We start from the raw sequence: 19,879 nt of genomic DNA on the forward strand, positions 1-19,879 counted from the left end.
AGGGGCCGCGGCCGCCCTTTCGGCGCTCCGGGCCCGGTGTGATCCGCAGGACGGGTCCCAGCGGACACAATGGACGCGTGAGTACCACCAGCCTCCCCACGCCCGAGCGCGCCGCCGAGCTCCGCGCAGCCTTCCTCTACGCGGGCTTCACCGCCGACGGGCTGCTCGACCTGCTCGGCGCCCCCGCCTACGCCGCGCTGGCCCGCAGCGAGACCGTCCCGGCCCTGCGTGCCACCCGTGGCCCCGGTGACGGGGCGCTCGCGAGCCTGGTCCGGCTGTTCCTGCTCCAGCAGCCGGAGCCGTACGTGCACGCCGCCTCGGCACTTCCCGTCGAGACGGCCCTGGCCGACGGCTGGCTGCGGCTGGAGGGCGACGAGGTGCACGCCACCGTCGACGTACGCCCGTACGGCGGGCCGGACGGCGAGGACTGGTTCATCGTCTCCGACCTCGGCTGCTCCGTCGGCGGGGCCGGCGGGATCGGCAGCCGCGAGGAGGGCGTGGTCCTCGGCGTCGGCGGTGCCTCCACCACCCTGGCGGGGATCACCGTCCGCACCCCGGTCGGCTCCGCCCTCGACGTCGGCACCGGATCCGGGATCCAGGCGCTGCACGCGTCCCGGCACGCCACCCGGGTCACCGCCACCGACGTCAACCCCAGGGCCCTGGAATTCACCCGTTTGACGCTGGCGCTCTCCGGGGCGCCCGAGGCCGAGCTGCTCGCCGGGTCGCTCTTCGAGCCCGTCGGCGACGCGACGTACGACCTCATCGTGTCCAACCCGCCCTTCGTGATCTCCCCCGGCGCCCGGCTGACGTACCGGGACGGCGGCATGGGCGGCGACGACCTGTGCCGGACCCTGGTCCAGGAGGCCGGAGCGCGGCTCAACCAGGGCGGGTACGCGCAGTTCCTCGGCAACTGGCAGCACGTGGAGGGCGAGGACTGGCGCGACCGGCTGCGCTCCTGGGTGCCGCGCGGTTGCGACGCCTGGATCGTGCAGCGTGACGTGCAGGACGTGACGCAGTACGCGGAGCTGTGGCTGCGCGACGCGGGCGACCACCGGACCGACCCCGCCGAGTACGCGCGGCGGTACGAGGACTGGCTGGACGAGTTCGAGGCCCGCGGGACCAAGTCCGTCGGCTTCGGGTGGATCACCTTGCGCCGGACGGACGCGGCCGAGCCCTCGATCGTGGTCGAGGAGTGGCCCCACACGGTGGAGCAGCCGCTCGGCGAGGCCGTCCTGGCGCACTTCGCGCGCCAGGACTACCTGCGGCAGCACGACGACGCGGCCCTGCTGGAGGCTCATTTCACACTGGCCGAGGAAGTGGTCCAGGAGCAGGTCGGCGCGCCCGGCGCGGAGGATCCGGAACACGTCGTGCTCCGGCAGAACCGCGGAATGCGGCGCGCCACCAAGGTCGACACGGTCGGCGCAGGCTTCGCCGGAGTGTGTGACGGCTCACTGAGCGCGGGCCGGATCCTCGACGCGATCGCGCAGCTGATGCAGGAGGACCCGATCGTGCTGCGGGACCGCACTCCGGAGGCCATCCGGCTGCTGGTCGAGCAGGGTTTCCTGGACCCCGTGAAGGGCTCCGCGCGGTAGTCCGCCCCAGGATGTAACCCGGGGTTCGCCCGTTGTATCCGTACGGCTGCCAGTCTCCTGGGCAGAGGGATCCGGGGGGATCCCGAGAGCGGCCCGGGGGTAAGGGGAAGCGGCGCGGAAAACGGTCCGGCGATCTTCGCGGCGGCCGTGTTCCCGCTGTTCGGGGCCGCTCCGCAGCCCTGACGGGGGCGTGTGCCCGCCACCGTGTGCCGGTGGCGGAGGTCACGCGCCCCGTCGCGGCCGTGGCGTCGGCCACGCTCGTCGGTGGGGCGCGGGCGGTACCTCGACGGCCCTGGGAGCGCGGCGCCTCGCGCGGCTCCGACACCGAGATCGAGGCGCTGCGGAGGGCCGGGATCCGGCCCCGGATCCGGCCCCGAAAGCCGAGGTCGGAGCAGGCGCGGAGCCGGGTGCGAGGGTGCGGCCGGACGGCCCTTCGGCCACCCTGCCCGGTGATCGGGAACGCCCCGGCGCGGCATCCGGGCGGCAGAAACGGCACTTGTCGGGTTACCGTTCGAGTGGCCGTTGCGGGCTTCCGCCGTTTGACACGGGGGCGGGTTGTACCGTCACACTCCGCAGCGTCGCCGTACCGCGACCGAGTGCCGACCGGAGAGAAGAGCCAAGTTGTCCCCGACTAGCGAGACCGCAAAGGGCGGCCGCCGACTCGTCATCGTCGAGTCCCCAGCCAAGGCGAAGACGATCAAGGGCTACCTCGGCCCCGGATACGTCGTCGAGGCGAGCGTCGGGCACATCCGCGACCTCCCCAGCGGCGCGGCCGAGGTTCCCGACAAGTACACCGGCGAGGTCCGCCGCCTCGGCGTGGACGTCGAGCACGACTTCGCGCCGATCTATGTGGTCAACGCGGACAAGAAGGCCCAGGTCAGGAAGCTCAAGGAGCTGCTGGCCGAATCCGACGAACTCTTCCTCGCCACCGATGAGGACCGCGAGGGCGAAGCCATCGCGTGGCACCTGCAGGAAGTCCTCAAGCCCAAGGTCCCCGTCCACCGGATGGTCTTCCACGAGATCACCAAGGACGCGATCCGCGACGCCGTCGCCAACCCGCGCGAGCTGAACCAGCGCATGGTCGACGCCCAGGAGACCCGCCGCATCCTCGACCGCCTCTACGGCTACGAGGTCTCGCCGGTCCTGTGGAAGAAGGTCATGCCGAAGCTGTCGGCGGGCCGCGTCCAGTCGGTGGCCACCCGCCTCGTCGTCGAGCGGGAGCGCGAGCGCATCGCCTTCCGCTCCGCCGAGTACTGGGACCTGACCGGAACCTTCTCCACCGGGCGTGCCGGTGACGCCTCCGACCCGTCGACGCTGGTCGCCCGCCTGAACACGGTGGACGGCAAGCGCATCGCGCAGGGCCGCGACTTCGGCTCGAACGGGCAGCTCAAGAGCGAGGTGCTGCACCTCGACGAGGCAGGCGCGCGGGCGCTGGCCGCCGCGCTGGCGGACACCTCGTTCGCCGTCCGCTCGGTCGAGTCCAAGCCGTACCGCCGCTCCCCGTACGCCCCGTTCCGTACGACGACGCTCCAGCAGGAGGCCTCGCGCAAGCTCGGCTTCGGTGCGAAGGCGACGATGCAGGTGGCGCAGAAGCTGTACGAGAACGGCTTCATCACCTATATGCGTACCGACTCCACCACGCTGTCCGACACCGCGGTGTCTGCGGCGCGGGCGCAGGTCACCCAGCTCTACGGGGCCGACTACCTGCCGGAGAAGCCGCGCGTCTACGCCGGCAAGGTCAAGAACGCGCAGGAGGCGCACGAGGCGATCCGTCCTTCGGGTGATCGTTTCCGCACCCCGGCCGAGACGGGTCTGACCGGCGACCAGTTCCGCCTGTACGAGCTGATCTGGAAGCGGACCGTCGCCTCCCAGATGAAGGACGCGGTCGGCAACAGCGTCACCGTGAAGATCGGCGGCCGGGCCGCGGACGGCCGCGACGCCGAGTTCACCGCCTCCGGCAAGACGATCACCTTCCACGGCTTCATGAAGGCCTACGTCGAGGGCGCGGACGACCCGAACGCCGAGCTCGACGACCGCGAGAAGCGCCTGCCGCAGGTCGCGGAGGGCGACGCGCTCGCCGCCGAGGAGATCACGGCGGACGGGCACTCGACCAAGCCGCCGGCCCGCTACACCGAGGCCTCGCTGGTCAAGGAGCTCGAAGAGCGCGAGATCGGCCGTCCGTCGACGTACGCGTCGATCATCGGCACCATCCTCGACCGCGGCTACGTCTTCAAGAAGGGCACGGCGCTCGTGCCGTCCTTCCTGTCGTTCGCCGTGGTCAACCTCCTGGAGACGCACTTCGGGCGCCTCGTCGACTACGACTTCACCGCGAAGATGGAGGACGACCTCGACCGCATCGCGCGGGGCGAGGCCCAGTCCGTGCCGTGGCTGAAGCGGTTCTACTTCGGCTCGGAGGACGCGACCGAGGTCGTGCCGGCCGACGGGGACCACCTCGGCGGCCTGAAGGAACTCGTCACGGACCTCGGCGCGATCGACGCCCGGGAGATCTCCTCCTTCCCGGTCGGCGACGGCATCGTGCTGCGCGTCGGCCGCTACGGGCCGTACGTGGAGCGCGGCGAGAAGGACGCGGAGGGCCACCAGCGCGCCGACGTCCCGGACGACATGGCTCCGGACGAGCTGACGGTCGAGTACGCGGAGGAGCTGTTCGCCAAGCCGAGCGGCGAATTCGAGCTCGGCACGGACCCGATCAGCGGCAACGAGATCGTCGCCAAGGACGGCCGCTACGGGCCGTACGTGACGGAGATCCTCCCCGAGGGCACCCCGAAGACGGGCAAGAACGCGGTCAAGCCGCGGACCGCCTCGCTCTTCAAGTCCATGAGCCTGGACACGGTCACCCTCGACGAGGCGCTGAAGCTGATGTCGCTGCCGCGCGTGGTCGGCGCGGACGCGGAGGGCGTGGAGATCACGGCCCAGAACGGCCGCTACGGCCCGTACCTGAAGAAGGGCACGGACTCGCGGTCGCTGGAGACCGAGGACCAGCTCTTCTCGATCACGCTGGACCAGGCCCTCGCCATCTACGCGCAGCCCAAGCAGCGCGGGCGGGCCGCGGCCAAGCCGCCGCTGAAGGAGCTGGGCACCGACCCGGTCAGCGAGAAGCCGGTCGTGGTCAAGGACGGCCGATTCGGTCCGTACGTGACGGACGGCGAGACGAACGCGACGCTGCGGCGGGACGACGACGTCGAGACGATCACGCCGGAGCGCGGCTACGAGCTGCTCGCGGAGAAGCGGGCGAAGGGCCCGGCCAAGAAGGTGGCGAAGAAGGCCCCCGCCAAGAAGGCCCCGGCGAAGAAGGCGACGGCCACCAAGGCCGCCGCGAAGAAGACGACGGCCGCGAAGAAGACGACCACGGCCGCGAAGAAGACCACCGCCAAGAAGGCGACGGCCAAGAAGACGGCCGCCGCTCCCGCCGGGGACGAGTAGTCGATCAAGCGCCGGCGGGGCCGATTCAGGCCCTGCCGGCGTTTGAGGCACGGAGTCCGGGGCACAGGCCCGGGAAGCGCCGCGCCGCTCCCGGAAAAAGGTGGGTCCGGGGTCACATCCGACCTCGTCCACAGGCTTCCGTACCCGCATGGCGCAGCGGATAGGCTGGGCGGATGACGCGAGCCGAGCAGCCGGCGGTCGTGACCGCCCCGGCGAACCCCACCTACGACGAAGCCCTAGCCGCGGATTCCCGCGAGCGTGCGGTGCGCGCACTGCTGCGCACTCCCAGGCTGCGCCGGCTGTGGAGCGCCCAGTTGGTGAGCGGCATCGGCGATGCCCTGGCCCTGTTGGTGCTGGTGTTGCTGGCCGTCCAGGCCGCCGCCTCGGAAGGGGCCTTCGGCGGCGGATCGCGCGGCGCGGCCCTCGCCGTCGCCACCGTCTTCGGGGTCCGCATCCTCGCCACCCTGCTCTTCGGCGCGGTCCTGCTGGGCCCGCTGGCCGGGCTGCTGGGCGCCGGCGGCAAGCTGGACCGCCGCTGGACCATGATCGGGGCCGACGGGGTCCGCCTCGGGCTCTTCGTCGTCGCCCCGCTGTGGCTCGACTGGATCCCGGCCCACGCGCTGACCGCGCTGCTGGCCACCGTCTTCGTCTCCGGTGCCGCCGAGCGGCTGTGGACCCTGGCGAAGGAGAGCGCGGCGCCCGCCCTGCTGCCCGCGCCGCCGCCGGAGGGGGCCACCGTACGGCCGCTCCCGGACCACCTGGACGCGCTGCGCCGGCTGACCCTGCGTACGGCCTTCGCCGCGCTCCCGATCGCCGCGGCCGCGCTGCTCGCCGCGACCCTGGTCGGCAAGGCGCTCGGCCTCGGCGTCGACTGGTTCGCCGCGAACCAGGCCGCCCTCGGCTCGTACGTGGCCTCCGGCCTCTTCGCCGCCTCGGTCTCGCTGCTGCTGCCGCTGGTGCTGCCGGGCGGGGCGACCCCGCGTCCGCGTTCGCCGCTGGAGGGCCTGCGCACCCCCAAGGCGGGCGACCGGCCCGACAAGGGCCGTACGGGCGCCGTCCCCCTTCTCGTCCTGAGCTGCGCAGCGGTCGCCGGAGCGGTCTCCAGCGCCGTGTCCGTGTCCGTCCTGCACGCCTTCGACCTGGGCGGTGGCCCGGCCGCGTTCGCGCTGTTCGTCCTCGCGCTGGTCGGCGGCACCGCCGTGGGCATCCGCGCCACCCAGGCCGGCAAGGTGCTGCCCGCCCTGTCCCGCCGCCGGCTGCTGGCCCTCGCCATCGCGGTCACCGGGCTCGCGCTGCTGCTGACCGGGCTCGTCCCGGACATGGCGACCGTGCTGTTCCTCTCGCTGCTCGCCGGCTTCGCCGCGGGCGTCGCGGCCAACACCGGCCACACCCTGCTGGACCAGGAGACCGAGGAGTTCCGGCGGGCCCGGATCACCGAGCACCTCCAGGCCGTCGTACGGGTGGCCGTGGCGCTCGGCGCCGTGGCCGCGCCCGTGCTCGCCGCGGCGATCGGCCCGCACCGGCTGACCGGTGCCGAGGTCGTCTTCGCGCACGGCGGCGCCGCCTTCACCTTGATGCTCGTCGGCGCCCTGCTGCTGCCGGTCGCCGTGCTGGTGCTCACCAAGGCCGACGACCGCCGGGGCGTCCCCCTGCGGCGGGACCTGCGCGAGGCGCTGCGTGGCGGGGAGCCCGTACAGGCGGCGTCCGCCACCGGGTTCTTCATCGCCCTGGAGGGCGGCGACGGAGCCGGCAAGTCCACCCAGGTCCAGGCGCTGGCCGAGTGGATACGGGGCAAGGGCCACGAGGTCGTGGTGACCCGGGAGCCCGGGGCGACCCCCGTCGGCAAGCGGCTCCGCTCGATCCTGCTGGACATCTCCTCGGCCGGTCTGTCGAACCGCGCCGAGGCACTGCTGTACGCCGCCGACCGGGCGGAACACGTGGACACGGTGGTGCGCCCGGCTCTGGAGCGCGGCGCGGTCGTCATCTCGGACCGCTACATCGACTCCTCGGTGGCCTACCAGGGCGCCGGCCGTGACCTCTCCCCGACGGAGATCGCCAGGATCTCGCGCTGGGCCACCGACGGGCTCGTCCCGAACCTGACCGTGCTGCTCGACGTGTCGCCGGAGGCGGCGCGCGAGCGGTTCACGGAGGCACCGGACCGGCTGGAGTCGGAGCCGGCGGAGTTCCACCAGCGGGTGCGGTCGGGGTTCCTGACCCTCGCCGCGTCCGACCCCGGCCGCTACCTCGTGGTCGACGCGGGCCAGGACCCGGGGTCGGTGACCACCGTCGTACGGCACCGCCTGGACCGGATGCTGCCGCTGTCGGAGGCCGAGGTGGCCGCCCAGGCGGAGGCGCGGCGCAAGGCCGAGGAGGAGGCCCGGCGCAAGGCCGAGGAAGAGGCGGCGCGCAAGGCGGAGGAAGCCCGGCTGAGTGCCGAGGAGGAGGCGCGGCTGGCCCGTGAGGCCGAGGCGGCGCGGATCAAGGCCGAGGCGGAAGCCGCCCGCAAGGCGGAGGAGGAGCGGCTGCGCGCCGAGGAGGAGGCCCGCGCCCGGGCCGAGGCCGAGCGGCTGCGCGCGGAGGCCGAGGAGAAGGCGCGCGCGGCGGAGGCCGAGCGGCTGCGTCGGCAGGCGGAGGAGGAGGCCCGGCTGCGGGCCGAGGCCGAGGAGCGGCGGCTGGAGAAGCAGCGGCGCGCCGAGGAGGCCCTGCTCAAGGCCGAGGAGGCCCGCCGAATGGTGGCGGCCGAGGCGGCGGCGAAGGCCGCGGCCGCTGCCGCCGCGGCGGCGGCGGAGGCCGCTGCGGTCGCGCCTGCGGCGCCCGGACCGGCTGCGCCTGCCGCGCCCGCTGCTGCGCCCGCGCCCAAGGTCGGCATGACCAAGAAGCCGGAGCCGGAGCCGCACCCGGACGACGCGGTGACGGTGGAGACCCCGGTGGCGCAGGTCGCCCCGGCGGCCCCGGCCGCTCCGGAGGCCAAGCCGGTCAAGCGGGTCGTCCAGCCGGACGACGTCACCCAGACCGTCCCGGTGCCGAAGGTCGACCCGGCCTCGGCCGCGGAGACCGCGGTGCTGCCGCCGGTCCGCGCGACGGACGAGACGACGGTGCTGCCGCCCGTACGCCCGACCGACGAGACGGCGGTGCTGCCGCCCGTACGGCCGACCGCGCCGCGGTCCCCGCGGTCCTCGCAGGGGAGCGGTACCGGGGGGTCCCGGTCCGCCACGCGGCCGACGGCCCAGCGACCCGAGGAGAACCCGACCGACCGGGTGCCCTCGGGCATCTTCCGGGACTCCGGCAACGACCGGACGCGCGAGCTTCCCGTCGTCGACGACGAGGGCCGGCCGCGCCGGCCGCGCCCGGAGTGGGCCGAGGAGACCCCGCTGGACGACCTGCCGACGCTGGCGGACGAACTGCTGGGCCGCCACCGGGACGACGAGGACGGCGATGAGGGCGACGAGGGCGAACGCGGATCGCGCCGCCGTCGCTGACCTCGGCGGGGACGGGATTGTCGGTGGCGCCCGCCACAATGGGTGCACGGAGAGTGAAAGGTGGTGGGCGGGATGCCCGTATGGGACGACCTGGTGGGACAGGAGCGGATCCAGGCGCAGCTGGCCGCCGCCGCCCGTGACGCGGACGCGCAGGTCACGGCCGCCATGGCCGGGACCGCGCCGCCCGCGGCCTCCAAGATGACGCACGCCTGGCTGTTCACCGGTCCGCCCGGATCAGGCCGGACCACGGCCGCCCGGGCCTTCGCCGCCGCGCTGCAGTGCACCAGCCCCGACCGGGCGCTCGGCGGTGAGCCCGGCTGCGGGTTCTGCGACGGCTGCCACACCACGATGGTCGGTACGCACGCGGACGTCTCGACGGTGGTCGCGGTCGGCAGCCAGATCCTCGTCGCCGACATGCGGGACACCGTCCGCAAGTCCTACACGTCCCCGGCGACGGGCCGCTGGCAGATCATCCTGGTCGAGGATGCCGAGCGGCTGAACGAGAAGTCCGCCAACGCGGTCCTCAAGGCCGTGGAGGAGCCCGCGCCCCGGACGGTCTGGCTGCTCTGCTCGCCCTCGGTGGAGGACGTGCTGCCCACCATCCGCTCGCGCTGCCGCCTCCTCAGCCTCGGCACCCCCTCGGTCGCGGCCGTCGCCGACCTGCTGGTGCGGCGGGACGGCGTCGAGCCGACGGCCGCCCTGGCCGCCGCCAGGGTCACCCAGGGGCACGTCGACCGTGCCCGTCGGCTGGCCACGGACGAGGGCGCCCGGGAGCGCAGGGCGACGGTCCTGAAGCTCCCGCTACGGGTGGACGACATCGGCGCCTGCCTGAAGGCCGCGCAGGAGCTGGTCGACGCCGCCGCGGAGGACGCCAAGCAGGTCGCGGACGAGGTCGACACCAAGGAGACCGAGGAGCTGAGGGCTGCGCTCGGCGCCGGAGCGGGCGCCGGCAGCCGGATGCCGCGCGGCACGGCGGGTGTGATGAAGGAGCTGGAGGACCGGCAGAAGCGCCGTCGCACCCGTACCCAGCGCGACACCCTCGAAGTGGCGCTGACCGACCTCACCGGCTTCTACCGGGACGTCCTGGCCCTGCAGCTCGGCTCGTCCGTGGCCATCGCCAACGAGGAGATACGGCACGACCTGGACCGGATCGCCCGGGCCTCGGGGCCTGAGCGGACCCTGCGCCGGATCGAGGCGATCATCGCCTGCCGCGACTCCCTCGACCGCAATGTCGCCCCGCTCCTCGCGGTGGAGGCAATGACGATGGCCCTGCGCGCGGGCTGACGGCGGCCGACCGAGCCGGTCGGCGGCCGGGCCGGGGCCGGGCCGGGGCCGGTCCGCGGGGTGCCGGTCCACACCCGGTTGACCGGCTCACCCGTACGGGCGAACCGGCCGTCGGGGCCGTGCAGTGCCCGGTCCGTGCCACGCCCGGCACCGGCCACGGAAGGCGTGCGGCCGTCCGGTCCCGGAGCGCCGGCCCAGGTCCACCGGCAGGACGTACGCTCCGGGGATGGACACCAGTCGCCTGCTGCGTACCACCGGAACCGTGATCGCAGCTGCCGGGCTGCTGCTCTCCGGGTGCACCTCGGGCGGTTCGGGGGAACCCGGGGCCGCCGCGGCTTCCCTGCCCTCGGCGCCGCCGTCCCCCGACGCCGCCGCGCTGCGCCCGTACTACGCGCAGAAGCTGACCTGGCGTGACTGCGGTGTCCCGGGATTCCAGTGCTCCACGATGAAGGCGCCGCTGGACTACGCGAACCCGGGCTCCGGCCAGGACGTCGACATCGCGGTGTCGCGCCGTACGGCCACCGGGCCGGGCAAGCGCCTCGGCTCGCTGGTGGTCAACCCGGGCGGTCCCGGCGGCTCCGGCATCGGCTACCTCCAGGCGTACGCGGGCATCGGCTACCCCGCGGCCGTGCGGGCCCAGTACGACATGGTGTCCTTCGACCCGCGCGGGGTGGAACGCAGCAGCCCCGTCGAGTGCCTCAGCGGCCCGGCCATGGACAAGTACACGCAGGTGGACCAGACACCGGACGACGCGGCCGAGCGGGCGGAGCTGGTGGCGGCCTTCAAGGAGTTCGCGCGGGCCTGCGAGGCGAAGTCGGGGCGGGTCCTGCCGCACGTCTCCACCGTCGACGCCGCCCGGGACATGGACCTGCTGCGCGGGGTGCTCGGTGACCAGAAGCTCCACTATGTCGGGGCCTCGTACGGCACCCTGCTGGGCGCCACGTACGCGGACCTCTTCCCGGACCGGGTCGGCCGGCTGGTCCTGGACGGGGCGATGGACCCCGCGCGGCCCGCGCTCGAACTGAACCGGGACCAGACGGAGGGCTTCGAGACGGCCTTCACCTCCTTCGCCAAGGACTGCGCGAAGCAGCCCGACTGCCCGCTGGGCAAGGGCGACCCGGACGCGGTGGCGGCGCGCCTGAAGGAGTTCTTCCGCAAGCTCGACGCACAGCCCGTCGCGAGCGGCGACCCGGACCGTCCGCTGGGGGAGGCCCTGGCGACGACCGGGGTGATCGCGGCGCTGTACGACGAGAGCGCCTGGCCGCAGCTGCGCGAGGCGCTCAGCTCGGCGATGAACGGCGACGGGTCGGGGCTGCTGAGCCTGGCCGACAGCTATTACGAGCGCGAGGCGGACGGCAAGTACGCCAACCTGATGTTCGCGAACGCCGCCGTCAACTGCCTCGACCAGCCCGCGGCCTTCACCGGCCCGGAGGCCGTGGACACCGCCCTGCCGTCCTTCGAGAAGGCCTCCCCGGTCTTCGGTGCGGGCCTGGCCTGGGCCGCGCTGAACTGCACGTACTGGCCGGTGAAGGCCACGGGCAAGGCGAGGGAGCTGACCGCGAAGGGCGCCGCGCCGATCGTGGTGGTGGGCACCACGCGCGACCCGGCGACCCCGTACAAGTGGGCCCAGGCGCTGGCCGGCCAGCTCGAATCGGGCACGCTCCTCACCTACGACGGCGACGGCCACACGGCGTACGGCCGCGGCAGCGAATGCATCGACACCGCGATCAACCGCTACCTGCTGGAGGGCAAGGCCCCGCAGGACGGCAAGAAGTGCTGAGACCGTCGCCCCACAGCGCACGAACGCCGAGCACCCCCGGCCGCCGGATCGGACGGCGAAGCACACCCGACATGCCGGGAACACCCCGATAGGCGGCCTACGTCCCTACTCGGCGAAACCTGGTTCGGGGCACCCGTCCACACCCTGTAGACTTGGCGCCGCTGCTGATGAGCGCCCCTCTTCGAGGGAATACTTGTCTGACCAGCGGTGCCGCCTTAGCTCAGTTGGCCAGAGCAACGCACTCGTAATGCGTAGGTCTCGGGTTCGAATCCCGAAGGCGGCTCGGATCAGCCCCAGGACTCACTCGCCGTGACCTGGGGCTTTTTCATGCCCCGATCGATCGGGGGCGGAACGCGATGATCTTCGCTCCCTCATGTGATGCCCCCGTGATGCCCTCCGGCTCGGACACCGCTTCGGGAGGCTCGGCGAGGCGGGCGGGCGACGAATCGGGGGACGAGCATGCGGTCGGGCGGGCTCAGTTGGTGGGCGGGGTTGCGAGGGTCAGGGTGAGGTGGGCCGTGGTCTCGATGAGGGTTTTGGGGGGCGGGGTGCCGAAGGTGAGGGCGCGGTAGTAGATCGGGCCCAGCAGGAGGTCGGCGAGGTGGGCGAGGTGGTCCTCGTCCGGGGTGCTGCCCGTGTGGCGTTCGATGATCGCGGCCAGGCCGGTCAGGTCGCGTGCGCGTTGCCCCAGCAGGAAGCCCTCGCGTAGGGCGGCGGCGGCGTCCTTGTCCAGTTGCGCGTTGCCGAGGAGGGCCTGGAGTACCCGGCCCGCCGGTTCCTGGAAGAAGTCGGCGACGCGGTGCAGGTGTGCGGTGAGGTCCTCGGCGGGGGTTCCGGCCGGCTCGGCCCAGGCCAGCCCTTCGAGGGCGTCCTCCTCCAGGGCGTCGAGCAGGATCTCGACCTTCGACTTCCACCAGCGGTAGATCGTCTGCTTGGCGACGCCCGCCCGGGTGGCGATGCCCTCGATCGTCGTCGCGGCGAAGCCCTGTTCCACCAGCAGGTCGTCGGCGGCGTTCAGCACCGCGACGCGGATGCTCTCACTGCGCCGCGGACCCGTGCGGCTCACGACGGGGGAGGGGGCGCGGCGGCCTTCGGTCTTCCGTGCGGCGCTGATGCTCGGTCACCCCTTGTTTCGTGCGAATGCCGCGATTCTGGCACACCGGATCGGGGTCGCGATCGGCTGATCACGTGGACGTCCTGCGGGTGCGGGCGAGGCTCAGCAGCACCGTGAGCGCGAGCAGGGCGACCGCGGCGCTGAAGATCGTCCCGGCCGGGCGCAGGCTCGTGGCGCGGATCAGTACGCCGACGCCGATCGCGGGGACGGCGAGCATGGAGTAGAGGATCGCGAAGAACGTCGACACCGACGCGCCGCGGTGCTGCGGGTTGCCGCGGGTGGTGATGTCGCCGAGGCCGTGGCCGAGGGCGATGCCGGTGGCCAGGCCGTTCACCGCGGCGCCGACGAGCAGCGGGGTCAGGGAGGTGGTCGCCATGGCCAGCGCGATCAGTGCCGCGGCGAGGATCAGCCCCTGGCAGGCCACCCGGAGCGCGGCGCCCGGCTCGATCCGGCGGACCAGCAGCTGCCCCAAGGCGGTGCCGGCGAAGGCGGTGAAGACGACGAGTCCGGTGAGCGTGTGGCTGCTCCGGTGCAGGACGGTGCCGAGGAACAGGCCGGTGACGGCGGTGAGTACGCCGAGCACCGCGAAGCCCGCGCCGGCGGCCATCGCGGAGCGCAGGAAGTCCGAGCGGATCTCCGACGGTATGCGCAACGGCTGGAACCGGAGGGTGAGCCCGGAGCGGTGAGTGGCGGTCTCCCGGGTCGAGGCCACGCCGACGAGCCCGATCGCCGCCAGGGCGAGCATCACGATCCACGGTGTGCGCAGCGGTGCGGGTGCGACATCGGCCAGGATCCCGACGAGCAGCGTGCCGCAGGCGAGGCCGCCCATGTTGGCGAACAGCGCGAGCGTCGCGGGTCGGACCCTGCCCTCCGGCGGGAGGAGCTCCGTGAGCGCGGCGGTGGCGGCGCCGGTGACGAGGGCGGCGGAGAAGCCGGAGAGCACGCGGGCGACGAGCAGGACGGCCACGTCGTCGGCGGTCAGGAACACCCCGGCGGCGCCGACGGAGAGCAGGGTCGCCGAGACCAGCACGGGGCGTCGCCCGACCTGGTCCGACAGGCGCCCGAAGGCGAGGAGTCCGACGACGACCCCGAGGGCGTAGACGGCGAAGATCACGGTGACGGTGATCGGGGAGAAGCCGAACTCCTCGCCGTACACGGGGTAGAGCGGGGTGGGCGCCGTGGTCCCCGCCATGGTGATCCAGAAGGCGAAGGCCACCGCGGCGGTCGCGAGCCTCCTGCGGGGCTCGGGCGAAGTCGCCGCATTCGGCGGGGAGTCGGCGCGGTCGGTTCGGTTCGGCACGGGATGACCTCCGGCATGAGACTGGACGATGCGTTGCGTCTGAGCGAGACATTAGATTAGACGTTGCGTCTACTCAATGGGACGCGCGGCCGCCGGCGATCGGCTGGGGCGATCGCGCGGTTCGGGAGCCGGTATGGGGCGGGTGTTGTGGTGGCGGGGCGGGCCGATGAGGCTGGGGCCCGCAGATGAGGTCGCCGGGCTGTCGGGCCGGCGCGTAGGTGGAGGTGCGCAGTGGGGCGGTTCACCGTTGTCGTCAACGGGGAAGAGCAGTACTCGATCTGGGCGGAAGGGCGCGAACTTCCCCTGGGCTGGCGGGACACGGGCGTGAGCGGGACCAAGGAGGAGTGCCTCGCGCACATCGACGAGGTGTGGACGGACCAGCGCCCCCTGAGCGTGCGCTAGGGCGTGTCCGCCCGGCCCGTCACCTGTTCCGGGTCACCTGTTCCGGTCACGGGTCGCGGGTCACGCGTCCGGGGGGATCCAGCCGCGTTGGACCGCTCGCACGCCGGCTTCGAAGCGGCTTCGGGCGCCCAGGCGTTCCATCAGGACCGTGGCGATGCGGCGGGCCGTGCGGTGGGAGACGCCGAGGCGCTTGGCGATCCCCTCGTCGGTGTGGCCCTCGGCGAGCAGGCGCAGGCTGGCGGCCTCCTGATGGTCCAGTTCGGCCTCCTCGCGGCGCGGGGCCCGGCCCAGCGGCCGGGCGTTCTCCCACACCGTCTCGAAGAGGGTGCACAGGGCGGTGAGCGTGCCCTGGCCGGTGAGCGCGACCGCCCCTTCCCCGCTGTCCTCGCTGTTCACGGGCAGGACGGCGGTCGTACGGTCCACGATGGTCATCCGCAGCGGCAGCACGGCGATCGTGCGGACCTGACCGCCCAGCTCGGTGAGCCACTTGGCGTGCGCCTCGCTGGCCGGGTTGTTGCGCACGCTGTCCAGGTAGATCGTCCGCATGGTGACGCCCCGGCCGAGCAGCCGCTCGTTGAGCGGGCGGGAGGCCGCCATGTTCGCCTCCGTCTGCGCCCCACCGGGGGCGAAGACCATCACCTCGTTCCGGACGTTCTCGGTGAGTACGGCGAGGCGGGTGCGGACCTCGTCGACGTCGGCGAGGTGCTCCACGCTGACGGGTGCCCCGACCGGGCGCAGGTCCTCGTATTCGGAGATCAGCTGCTGGGCCACGGCCCGGGCGCCCGAGATGCGTTCGTTCTCCAGGGCCAGCTCGGCCTGGCGTCGGGCGAGCAGGTACTCCAGGCCGACCTCCGGGCTGACCGCGCGGGGTGTCGCCGTCGCGTCGGCGGGTCCGCCCGCGGGGTACTGGACGAGCGAGAGGCCGGACAGGCGGTCCCATGCCTCGCGCACGGCGTCCTCGGGGATCCCGAGCAGCTGCGCCAGCTCCTCGGCGTCGTCCCGCGGGTGGCTCAACATCGCTCGGTAAACGGCTTCGGTCGGTCTGTCCAGTCCCAGTACGTCGAGCATCGGCCCCCCATCCGTCAGCAGAGGCCATTATCTCCGGCGTGGCCCGTTCGGCCCGGGCTGGCCAGATTGGGTCAGGACCCAATCCGTCCACCGGAAACCCCTTTCCCCGGTCTGTGACGCGTGGTGATGCTGGAGTCGCAAGAAACACGCATGACACAGGGGGATGTTCTTCATGCTTAGCACTCGTATGGGCAAGGCCGTAGCGATCGTCGTCCTCGGTACCGCCGTGCTGATGGCGCCCGCCGTCGCACAGGCCGACACCACCGAAGCACCGCAGGGCGCCGCCACGCCCACCACTCAGGCGGACGGTCAGAAGACGGACATGGGCTGGCAGTGACCGACACCACCAGCACGGGGACGGCGCACCGCCGGGACAGCGCATGGATCTGAAGCAGCTCACCACCTTTCACCGGGTCGCGACACTGCTGAGCTTCACCCGCGCCGCGGCCGACCTGAAGTACGCGCAGTCCAGCGTCACCGCCCAGGTCAAAGGCCTGGAGGTGGCGCTGGGGGTGGAGCTCTTCGAGCGCCTGCGGGGACGGATCCGGCTGACTCCGGCCGGGGAACGTCTCGTTCCGTACGCCGAGCGGATCCTGTCCCTGGTCGACGAGGCCCGGGACCTGACCACCGGCCTGGGCGAGCCTTCGGGGGTGCTGACGATCGGCACGATGGAGAGCTTCACGTCCTACCGGATGCCGCCGGTCCTCGAGTACTTCCACCACCGCTACCCGCAGCTCCAGCTCGCGCTGCGGTCCAGCATGTGCCGGGACACCTGCGAGGCGCTCCGGCAGGGCACCTTCGACCTGGGCTTCCTCATGGAGGCCGAGACCGACCACCCCGGGGTCAGGACCGAGATCCTCGGCTCCGAGCCGCTGGTCGCGGTCGCCGCCCCGGACCACCTCCTGGCGGGCGTCCGCAACGTCTCCACCGGTGATCTGCGCGCGGTGCCGATCCTGGCGCCGGAGGCGGGCTGCTCGTACGGGGCGATGTTCGAGGCGGAGCTCAACGGCGGCGCCGAGCCGCCCGTACCGCTGCTGCAGTTCGGCAACATCGAGTCCATCAAGCGCGGGGTCTCGGCCGGTCTGGGGGTCAGTGTGCTGCCCGCGATGGCGGTGGCCGCCGAGATCGAGGCGCGGTCGCTGACCGTACTGGACTGGAAGGCCCCGTTCGAGGTCTACACCCAGATCGCGTGGCGGTACGGGCGCCATCTCACCCGTGAGATGCGGGTGTTCATCGACTGGATGGTCCGGTTCGCGGAGCAGGACCGGCAGCAGCTGGTGGCGTGCTGACGGCGGCCGGGGCGGCCGGGGTCGCCGAGGGCCGCTGAGGGCCGCCGAGCACGCGGCCCGCCCTCGCACGGCCCCGTCGGCGCGCCTCCGGGCGGGCCGACGGGGCCGTGCTCACAACGCGCCCCGAGCCAGCAGTTCCTCCACGATCCGTACGGCGTCCAGCGCGCCCCCCACCCGGAGGTTGTCGGTGGCCAGCCACACCCAGAAGCCGTCGGGGGCGGTGGTCGAGACCCGGATCCGCCCCACGTGGAGCCGGTCCGGGTCGTCCAGCGCCGCCGGGGTCGGACCGCCGGGGTCGTGGACCACGACCTCGGGCAACGCCCGTAGCAGCGCCACCAGTTCGGCGCGGTCCACCGCGGAACGGCACTGCGTCCACACCGCCGCGCCCTGCCCGCTGACCATCGGGACCCGCACGCAGGTCGCCGTGACCTCGATGCCGGGCAGCCCCAGGACCTTACGGACCTCGTCGGCCATCTCCCGCTCCTGGCGCGTCGAGCCGTCCGCCAGGACCTCGCCGATACCGGGCAGCACGTTGAAGGCCAGCGGGGGCGAGAACTGCGTCGAGGGCACGGTGGCCTGCGGATCCTGCAGCACCGTGCGCGAGCCGTCCTGGAGCTCCTCGATACCGCCGTGCCCGGCTCCCGAGGCGCCCTGGTACGTACTGACGACGACCTGGCGGATGCCCCAGCGGCGCTCCACGTCCCGCAGCACCCGCACCACGGGCACCGTGGCGGCGCCGGGCATCGCGATCACCCCGCCCACCGGACGACGGCCCAACTCGGCCGCGTCGAGCTGCGGGACGACCAGGGGGGTGCCCGGGGTCATCCGGAAGGCGGCGGTGCTGTCGACGGCCAGGGCGCCGTGGGCGACGGCGACCGGGACCCACTCCCTGCTGACCTGCTCGCCGGCGCAGAACAGGGCGACGTCGACCGTGTCGAACGCGAACCGGGGTACCTCGGTGACGCGGTGGTCGCGGCCGTCGACGCGGATCGTGCGACCGGCCGAGCGGGCGGAGGCCACCAGATGCAGGCGCCGGTACGGCAGGGCGCGGTCCTCGATGAGTTCGAGCAGGGTGCCGCCCACCGCGCCGGTCGCTCCGACGACGGCGATGCGGGGTGCGGCGGGGTCGTCGACCTGGGGCATGGGCTTCTCGGATCCGCGGTGGGCAGGGGACACGGACGGCCGGCGGCCGTGCGGGCCGTCGGTTCCGGGACATGACCCTGTTCGAGTACGGGCCGGAAGTGAGGCATGGGGCGATGTGCGCGATCGGCGCCGTTCCCATGATCCGCGCATCCGAGGGGTCCGGCAAAGGGCGGGCCGACGGGTATCTCCGATGGCTCCCATCAACGGGGACGATCGGTCGCGGTGGGCCCGGGTACCCGGTGCGGGCGAGGCCGCCGACGGGCCCCGGCGTTACCGCGAGCGGCATCGGAATGTCCGAACGAGGCCATCGGATCTCCCCGGACGGCGGGCGTTGACCTGCAAGTTGACGTGCCGAAGGCTGTGGCCGGTCCTGATCGACCGGGGAGATCGACCACCGGGGAAGCCGGCGTGCCGAGAGGACGGGCGGCCGGGGTTCCGGACCGGAACACGAAACGGGGAGTTCATGCAGCAGGCCGTGAAGGTCGTCGGAATCGGGGGGTCCTCCCGACCTGGCTCCACCGCGGAGCTGGGGCTGCGGGTGGTGCTCGCGGAGGCCGCCCGGCTGGGCGCGCAGGTCACTCTCGTCAGCGGCGCCGATCTGGTCATGCCGCTGTACGACCCGCGCGTGGCGGCCTGCCCGCCCCAGGCGCGCCGGCTCCTCGACGAGGTGGCCTCGGCGGACGGGGTGGTGCTGGCGAGCCCCGCGTACCACGGCACGGTGTCCGGGCTCCTGAAGAACGCCCTGGACCACACCGAGGAGCTGCGCGGCGACCCCCGGCCCTACCTCTCGGACCGGGCCGTCGGCTGCCTGTCCGTCGGGATGGGCTGGCAGGGCGCGGTGACCACGCTCGCCGCGCTCCGGGACATCGTGCACGCCCTGCGCGGTTGGACCACCCCGCTGGGGGTGGCGATCAACAGCGCGACGGCCGGGTTCGATTCGGACGGCGCGTGCTCCGACCCGCACATCCAGCAGCAGTTGACCGCGATGGCCGGCCAGGTCGTCGAGTTCGCCCAGGCGCGCCGGGCCCACCGGGCGCTGCGGTCCGAGACGGTGCCCGCCCGATGAGCGGCGCCGACGAGAGCCACTGTCCCGACGGCGACCACTGTGCCGACCGTGACCGTGACCGCGACCACGGCCGCGACGGCGGCCCCGCCACGACGGCGCCGGTCCGCGTCCTGGCGGCCGGTGTCGCCCCCAGCAGCTGGATCCGCTGCTTCCACCCGAAGCCGGCGGCCCGGTACACCCTGGTCTGCTTCCCGCACGCGGGCGGGTCGGCCAGCTACTACTTCGACCTGTCGGCCGCGCTCGACGCGGACATCGAGATGCTGGTCGTCCAGTACCCGGGCCGCGAGAACCGGCTCTTCGAGGAGCCCGCGGCATCGGTCGCGGCGCTGGCGGACGGCGTGTACCAGGCGCTGCGCACCCGACTGCCGCGGCGTCCGGCCTTCTTCGGGCACAGCATGGGCGGGCTCATCGGCTTCGAGGTGGCCCGGCGGCTGGAGGCGGCGGGGGGCACCGCTCCCCATCTCCTCGTCGCCTCGGCCAGTCCGGCGCCCTCGGTGCGGACGGACCGGCTGACCGCCGGTGCGCACGCATCCCAGGGCACGACCGAGCCCGAGCCCGAGCCTGACGAGGCCGTGCTCGCCCGGATCATGGGTCTCGGGGGCACGCGCGACGGGGTGGGCCGGCACCCGGAACTGATGCAGCTGGTGCTTCCGGCCATCCGCGGCGACCTGCGCGCCCTGGCGGAGTACCGGGTCGACGCGGGCGCCGTGGTCGGCTGCCCGGTCACCGTGTTCGTCGCCGACGGCGACCACGACGTGCCGCTCGCCGAGGCCGGCGCCTGGGGCGCCCACACGACGGCCGACGCCGACGTGCACGTCTTCGAGGGCGACCACTTCTACTTCAGCGGCAATCCGCCGAAATTCCTCGAACTGCTCCAGGACGCCGTGCGTCACTCTCACTCCGGGACACAACTCATATGAC

At 73.2% G+C, this 19,879-nt stretch carries 14 protein-coding genes and 1 tRNA gene; 11 read left to right on the forward strand and 4 right to left on the reverse strand.

Features of this window, described 5'->3' with window-relative positions; translation table 11 throughout:
* Window positions 1–77 precede the first annotated feature (77 nt).
* The 6 genes from OG624_RS22535 (at window position 78) to OG624_RS22560 (ending at window position 11,859) form a co-directional block, all read left to right on the forward strand.
* Window positions 78–1,592, forward strand: coding sequence for a DUF7059 domain-containing protein (locus tag OG624_RS22535; RefSeq protein WP_371588178.1), 1,515 nt, complete (start codon window positions 78–80; stop codon window positions 1,590–1,592).
* A gap of 621 nt (window positions 1,593–2,213) precedes the next feature.
* Entirely contained in the window at window positions 2,214–5,033 is a 2,820-nt protein-coding gene (topA, locus tag OG624_RS22540; RefSeq protein ID WP_033219326.1) for a type I DNA topoisomerase, read from the forward strand.
* A gap of 173 nt (window positions 5,034–5,206) precedes the next feature.
* Window positions 5,207–8,512, forward strand: a complete 3,306-nt coding sequence (gene tmk, locus OG624_RS22545) for a dTMP kinase (protein WP_371639770.1) — start codon at window positions 5,207–5,209, stop codon at window positions 8,510–8,512.
* A gap of 72 nt (window positions 8,513–8,584) precedes the next feature.
* Window positions 8,585–9,796, forward strand: coding sequence for a DNA polymerase III subunit delta' (locus tag OG624_RS22550; protein WP_033219428.1), 1,212 nt, complete (start codon window positions 8,585–8,587; stop codon window positions 9,794–9,796).
* Between the two features lie 226 nt (window positions 9,797–10,022).
* Window positions 10,023–11,576, forward strand: a complete 1,554-nt coding sequence (locus tag OG624_RS22555; protein ID WP_033219324.1) for an alpha/beta hydrolase — start codon at window positions 10,023–10,025, stop codon at window positions 11,574–11,576.
* Window positions 11,577–11,785: 209 nt separating this feature from the next.
* Window positions 11,786–11,859 (forward strand) — tRNA-Thr (locus tag OG624_RS22560).
* Between the two features lie 192 nt (window positions 11,860–12,051).
* On the opposite strand, the gene OG624_RS22565 is transcribed toward OG624_RS22560, so the two are convergent.
* Both OG624_RS22565 and OG624_RS22570 read right to left on the reverse strand, forming a co-directional pair.
* Entirely contained in the window at window positions 12,052–12,642 is a 591-nt protein-coding gene (locus OG624_RS22565) for a TetR/AcrR family transcriptional regulator (protein ID WP_371639771.1), read from the reverse strand.
* A gap of 118 nt (window positions 12,643–12,760) precedes the next feature.
* Window positions 12,761–13,990, reverse strand: coding sequence for an MFS transporter (locus tag OG624_RS22570; protein WP_371639772.1), 1,230 nt, complete (start codon window positions 13,988–13,990; stop codon window positions 12,761–12,763).
* Window positions 13,991–14,221: 231 nt separating this feature from the next.
* On the opposite strand from OG624_RS22570, the gene OG624_RS22575 reads away from it, so the two are divergent.
* Window positions 14,222–14,392 (forward strand): MbtH family protein, encoded by a 171-nt coding sequence (locus OG624_RS22575; RefSeq protein ID WP_033219285.1) that lies wholly within the window; start codon window positions 14,222–14,224, stop codon window positions 14,390–14,392.
* Window positions 14,393–14,452: 60 nt separating this feature from the next.
* Here the strand turns inward: OG624_RS22575 and OG624_RS22580 are convergent, their stop codons facing one another.
* Window positions 14,453–15,460, reverse strand: coding sequence for a helix-turn-helix domain-containing protein (locus OG624_RS22580; protein ID WP_033219283.1), 1,008 nt, complete (start codon window positions 15,458–15,460; stop codon window positions 14,453–14,455).
* 172 nt (window positions 15,461–15,632) lie between these two features.
* On the opposite strand from OG624_RS22580, the gene OG624_RS22585 reads away from it, so the two are divergent.
* Both OG624_RS22585 and OG624_RS22590 read left to right on the forward strand, forming a co-directional pair.
* The gene (locus OG624_RS22585; RefSeq protein WP_158711802.1) at window positions 15,633–15,797 is read left to right on the forward strand and encodes a hypothetical protein; all 165 of its coding nucleotides are present in this window, start codon (window positions 15,633–15,635) and stop codon (window positions 15,795–15,797) included.
* A gap of 43 nt (window positions 15,798–15,840) precedes the next feature.
* Window positions 15,841–16,749, forward strand: coding sequence for a LysR family transcriptional regulator (locus tag OG624_RS22590; protein WP_371639773.1), 909 nt, complete (start codon window positions 15,841–15,843; stop codon window positions 16,747–16,749).
* Window positions 16,750–16,860: 111 nt separating this feature from the next.
* Here the strand turns inward: OG624_RS22590 and OG624_RS22595 are convergent, their stop codons facing one another.
* Complete coding sequence (locus tag OG624_RS22595) at window positions 16,861–17,892, reverse strand: aspartate-semialdehyde dehydrogenase (RefSeq protein WP_371639774.1); 1,032 nt, start codon at window positions 17,890–17,892, stop codon at window positions 16,861–16,863.
* A 463-nt stretch (window positions 17,893–18,355) separates the two neighbouring features.
* On the opposite strand from OG624_RS22595, the gene OG624_RS22600 reads away from it, so the two are divergent.
* On the forward strand, window positions 18,356–18,958 hold the full coding sequence (locus OG624_RS22600) for an NADPH-dependent FMN reductase (RefSeq protein WP_033219277.1): 603 nt from the start codon (window positions 18,356–18,358) through the stop codon (window positions 18,956–18,958).
* A complete protein-coding gene (locus tag OG624_RS22605) occupies window positions 18,955–19,878 on the forward strand; it encodes a thioesterase II family protein (protein ID WP_371593206.1) in 924 nt (307 codons plus the stop codon). The genes OG624_RS22600 and OG624_RS22605 overlap by 4 nt, the downstream gene beginning before the upstream one ends.
* Window position 19,879: the final 1 nt, after the last annotated feature.

The organism is Streptomyces virginiae, assembly GCF_041432505.1.
In the GTDB taxonomy this organism is placed as follows: domain Bacteria; phylum Actinomycetota; class Actinomycetes; order Streptomycetales; family Streptomycetaceae; genus Streptomyces; species Streptomyces virginiae_A.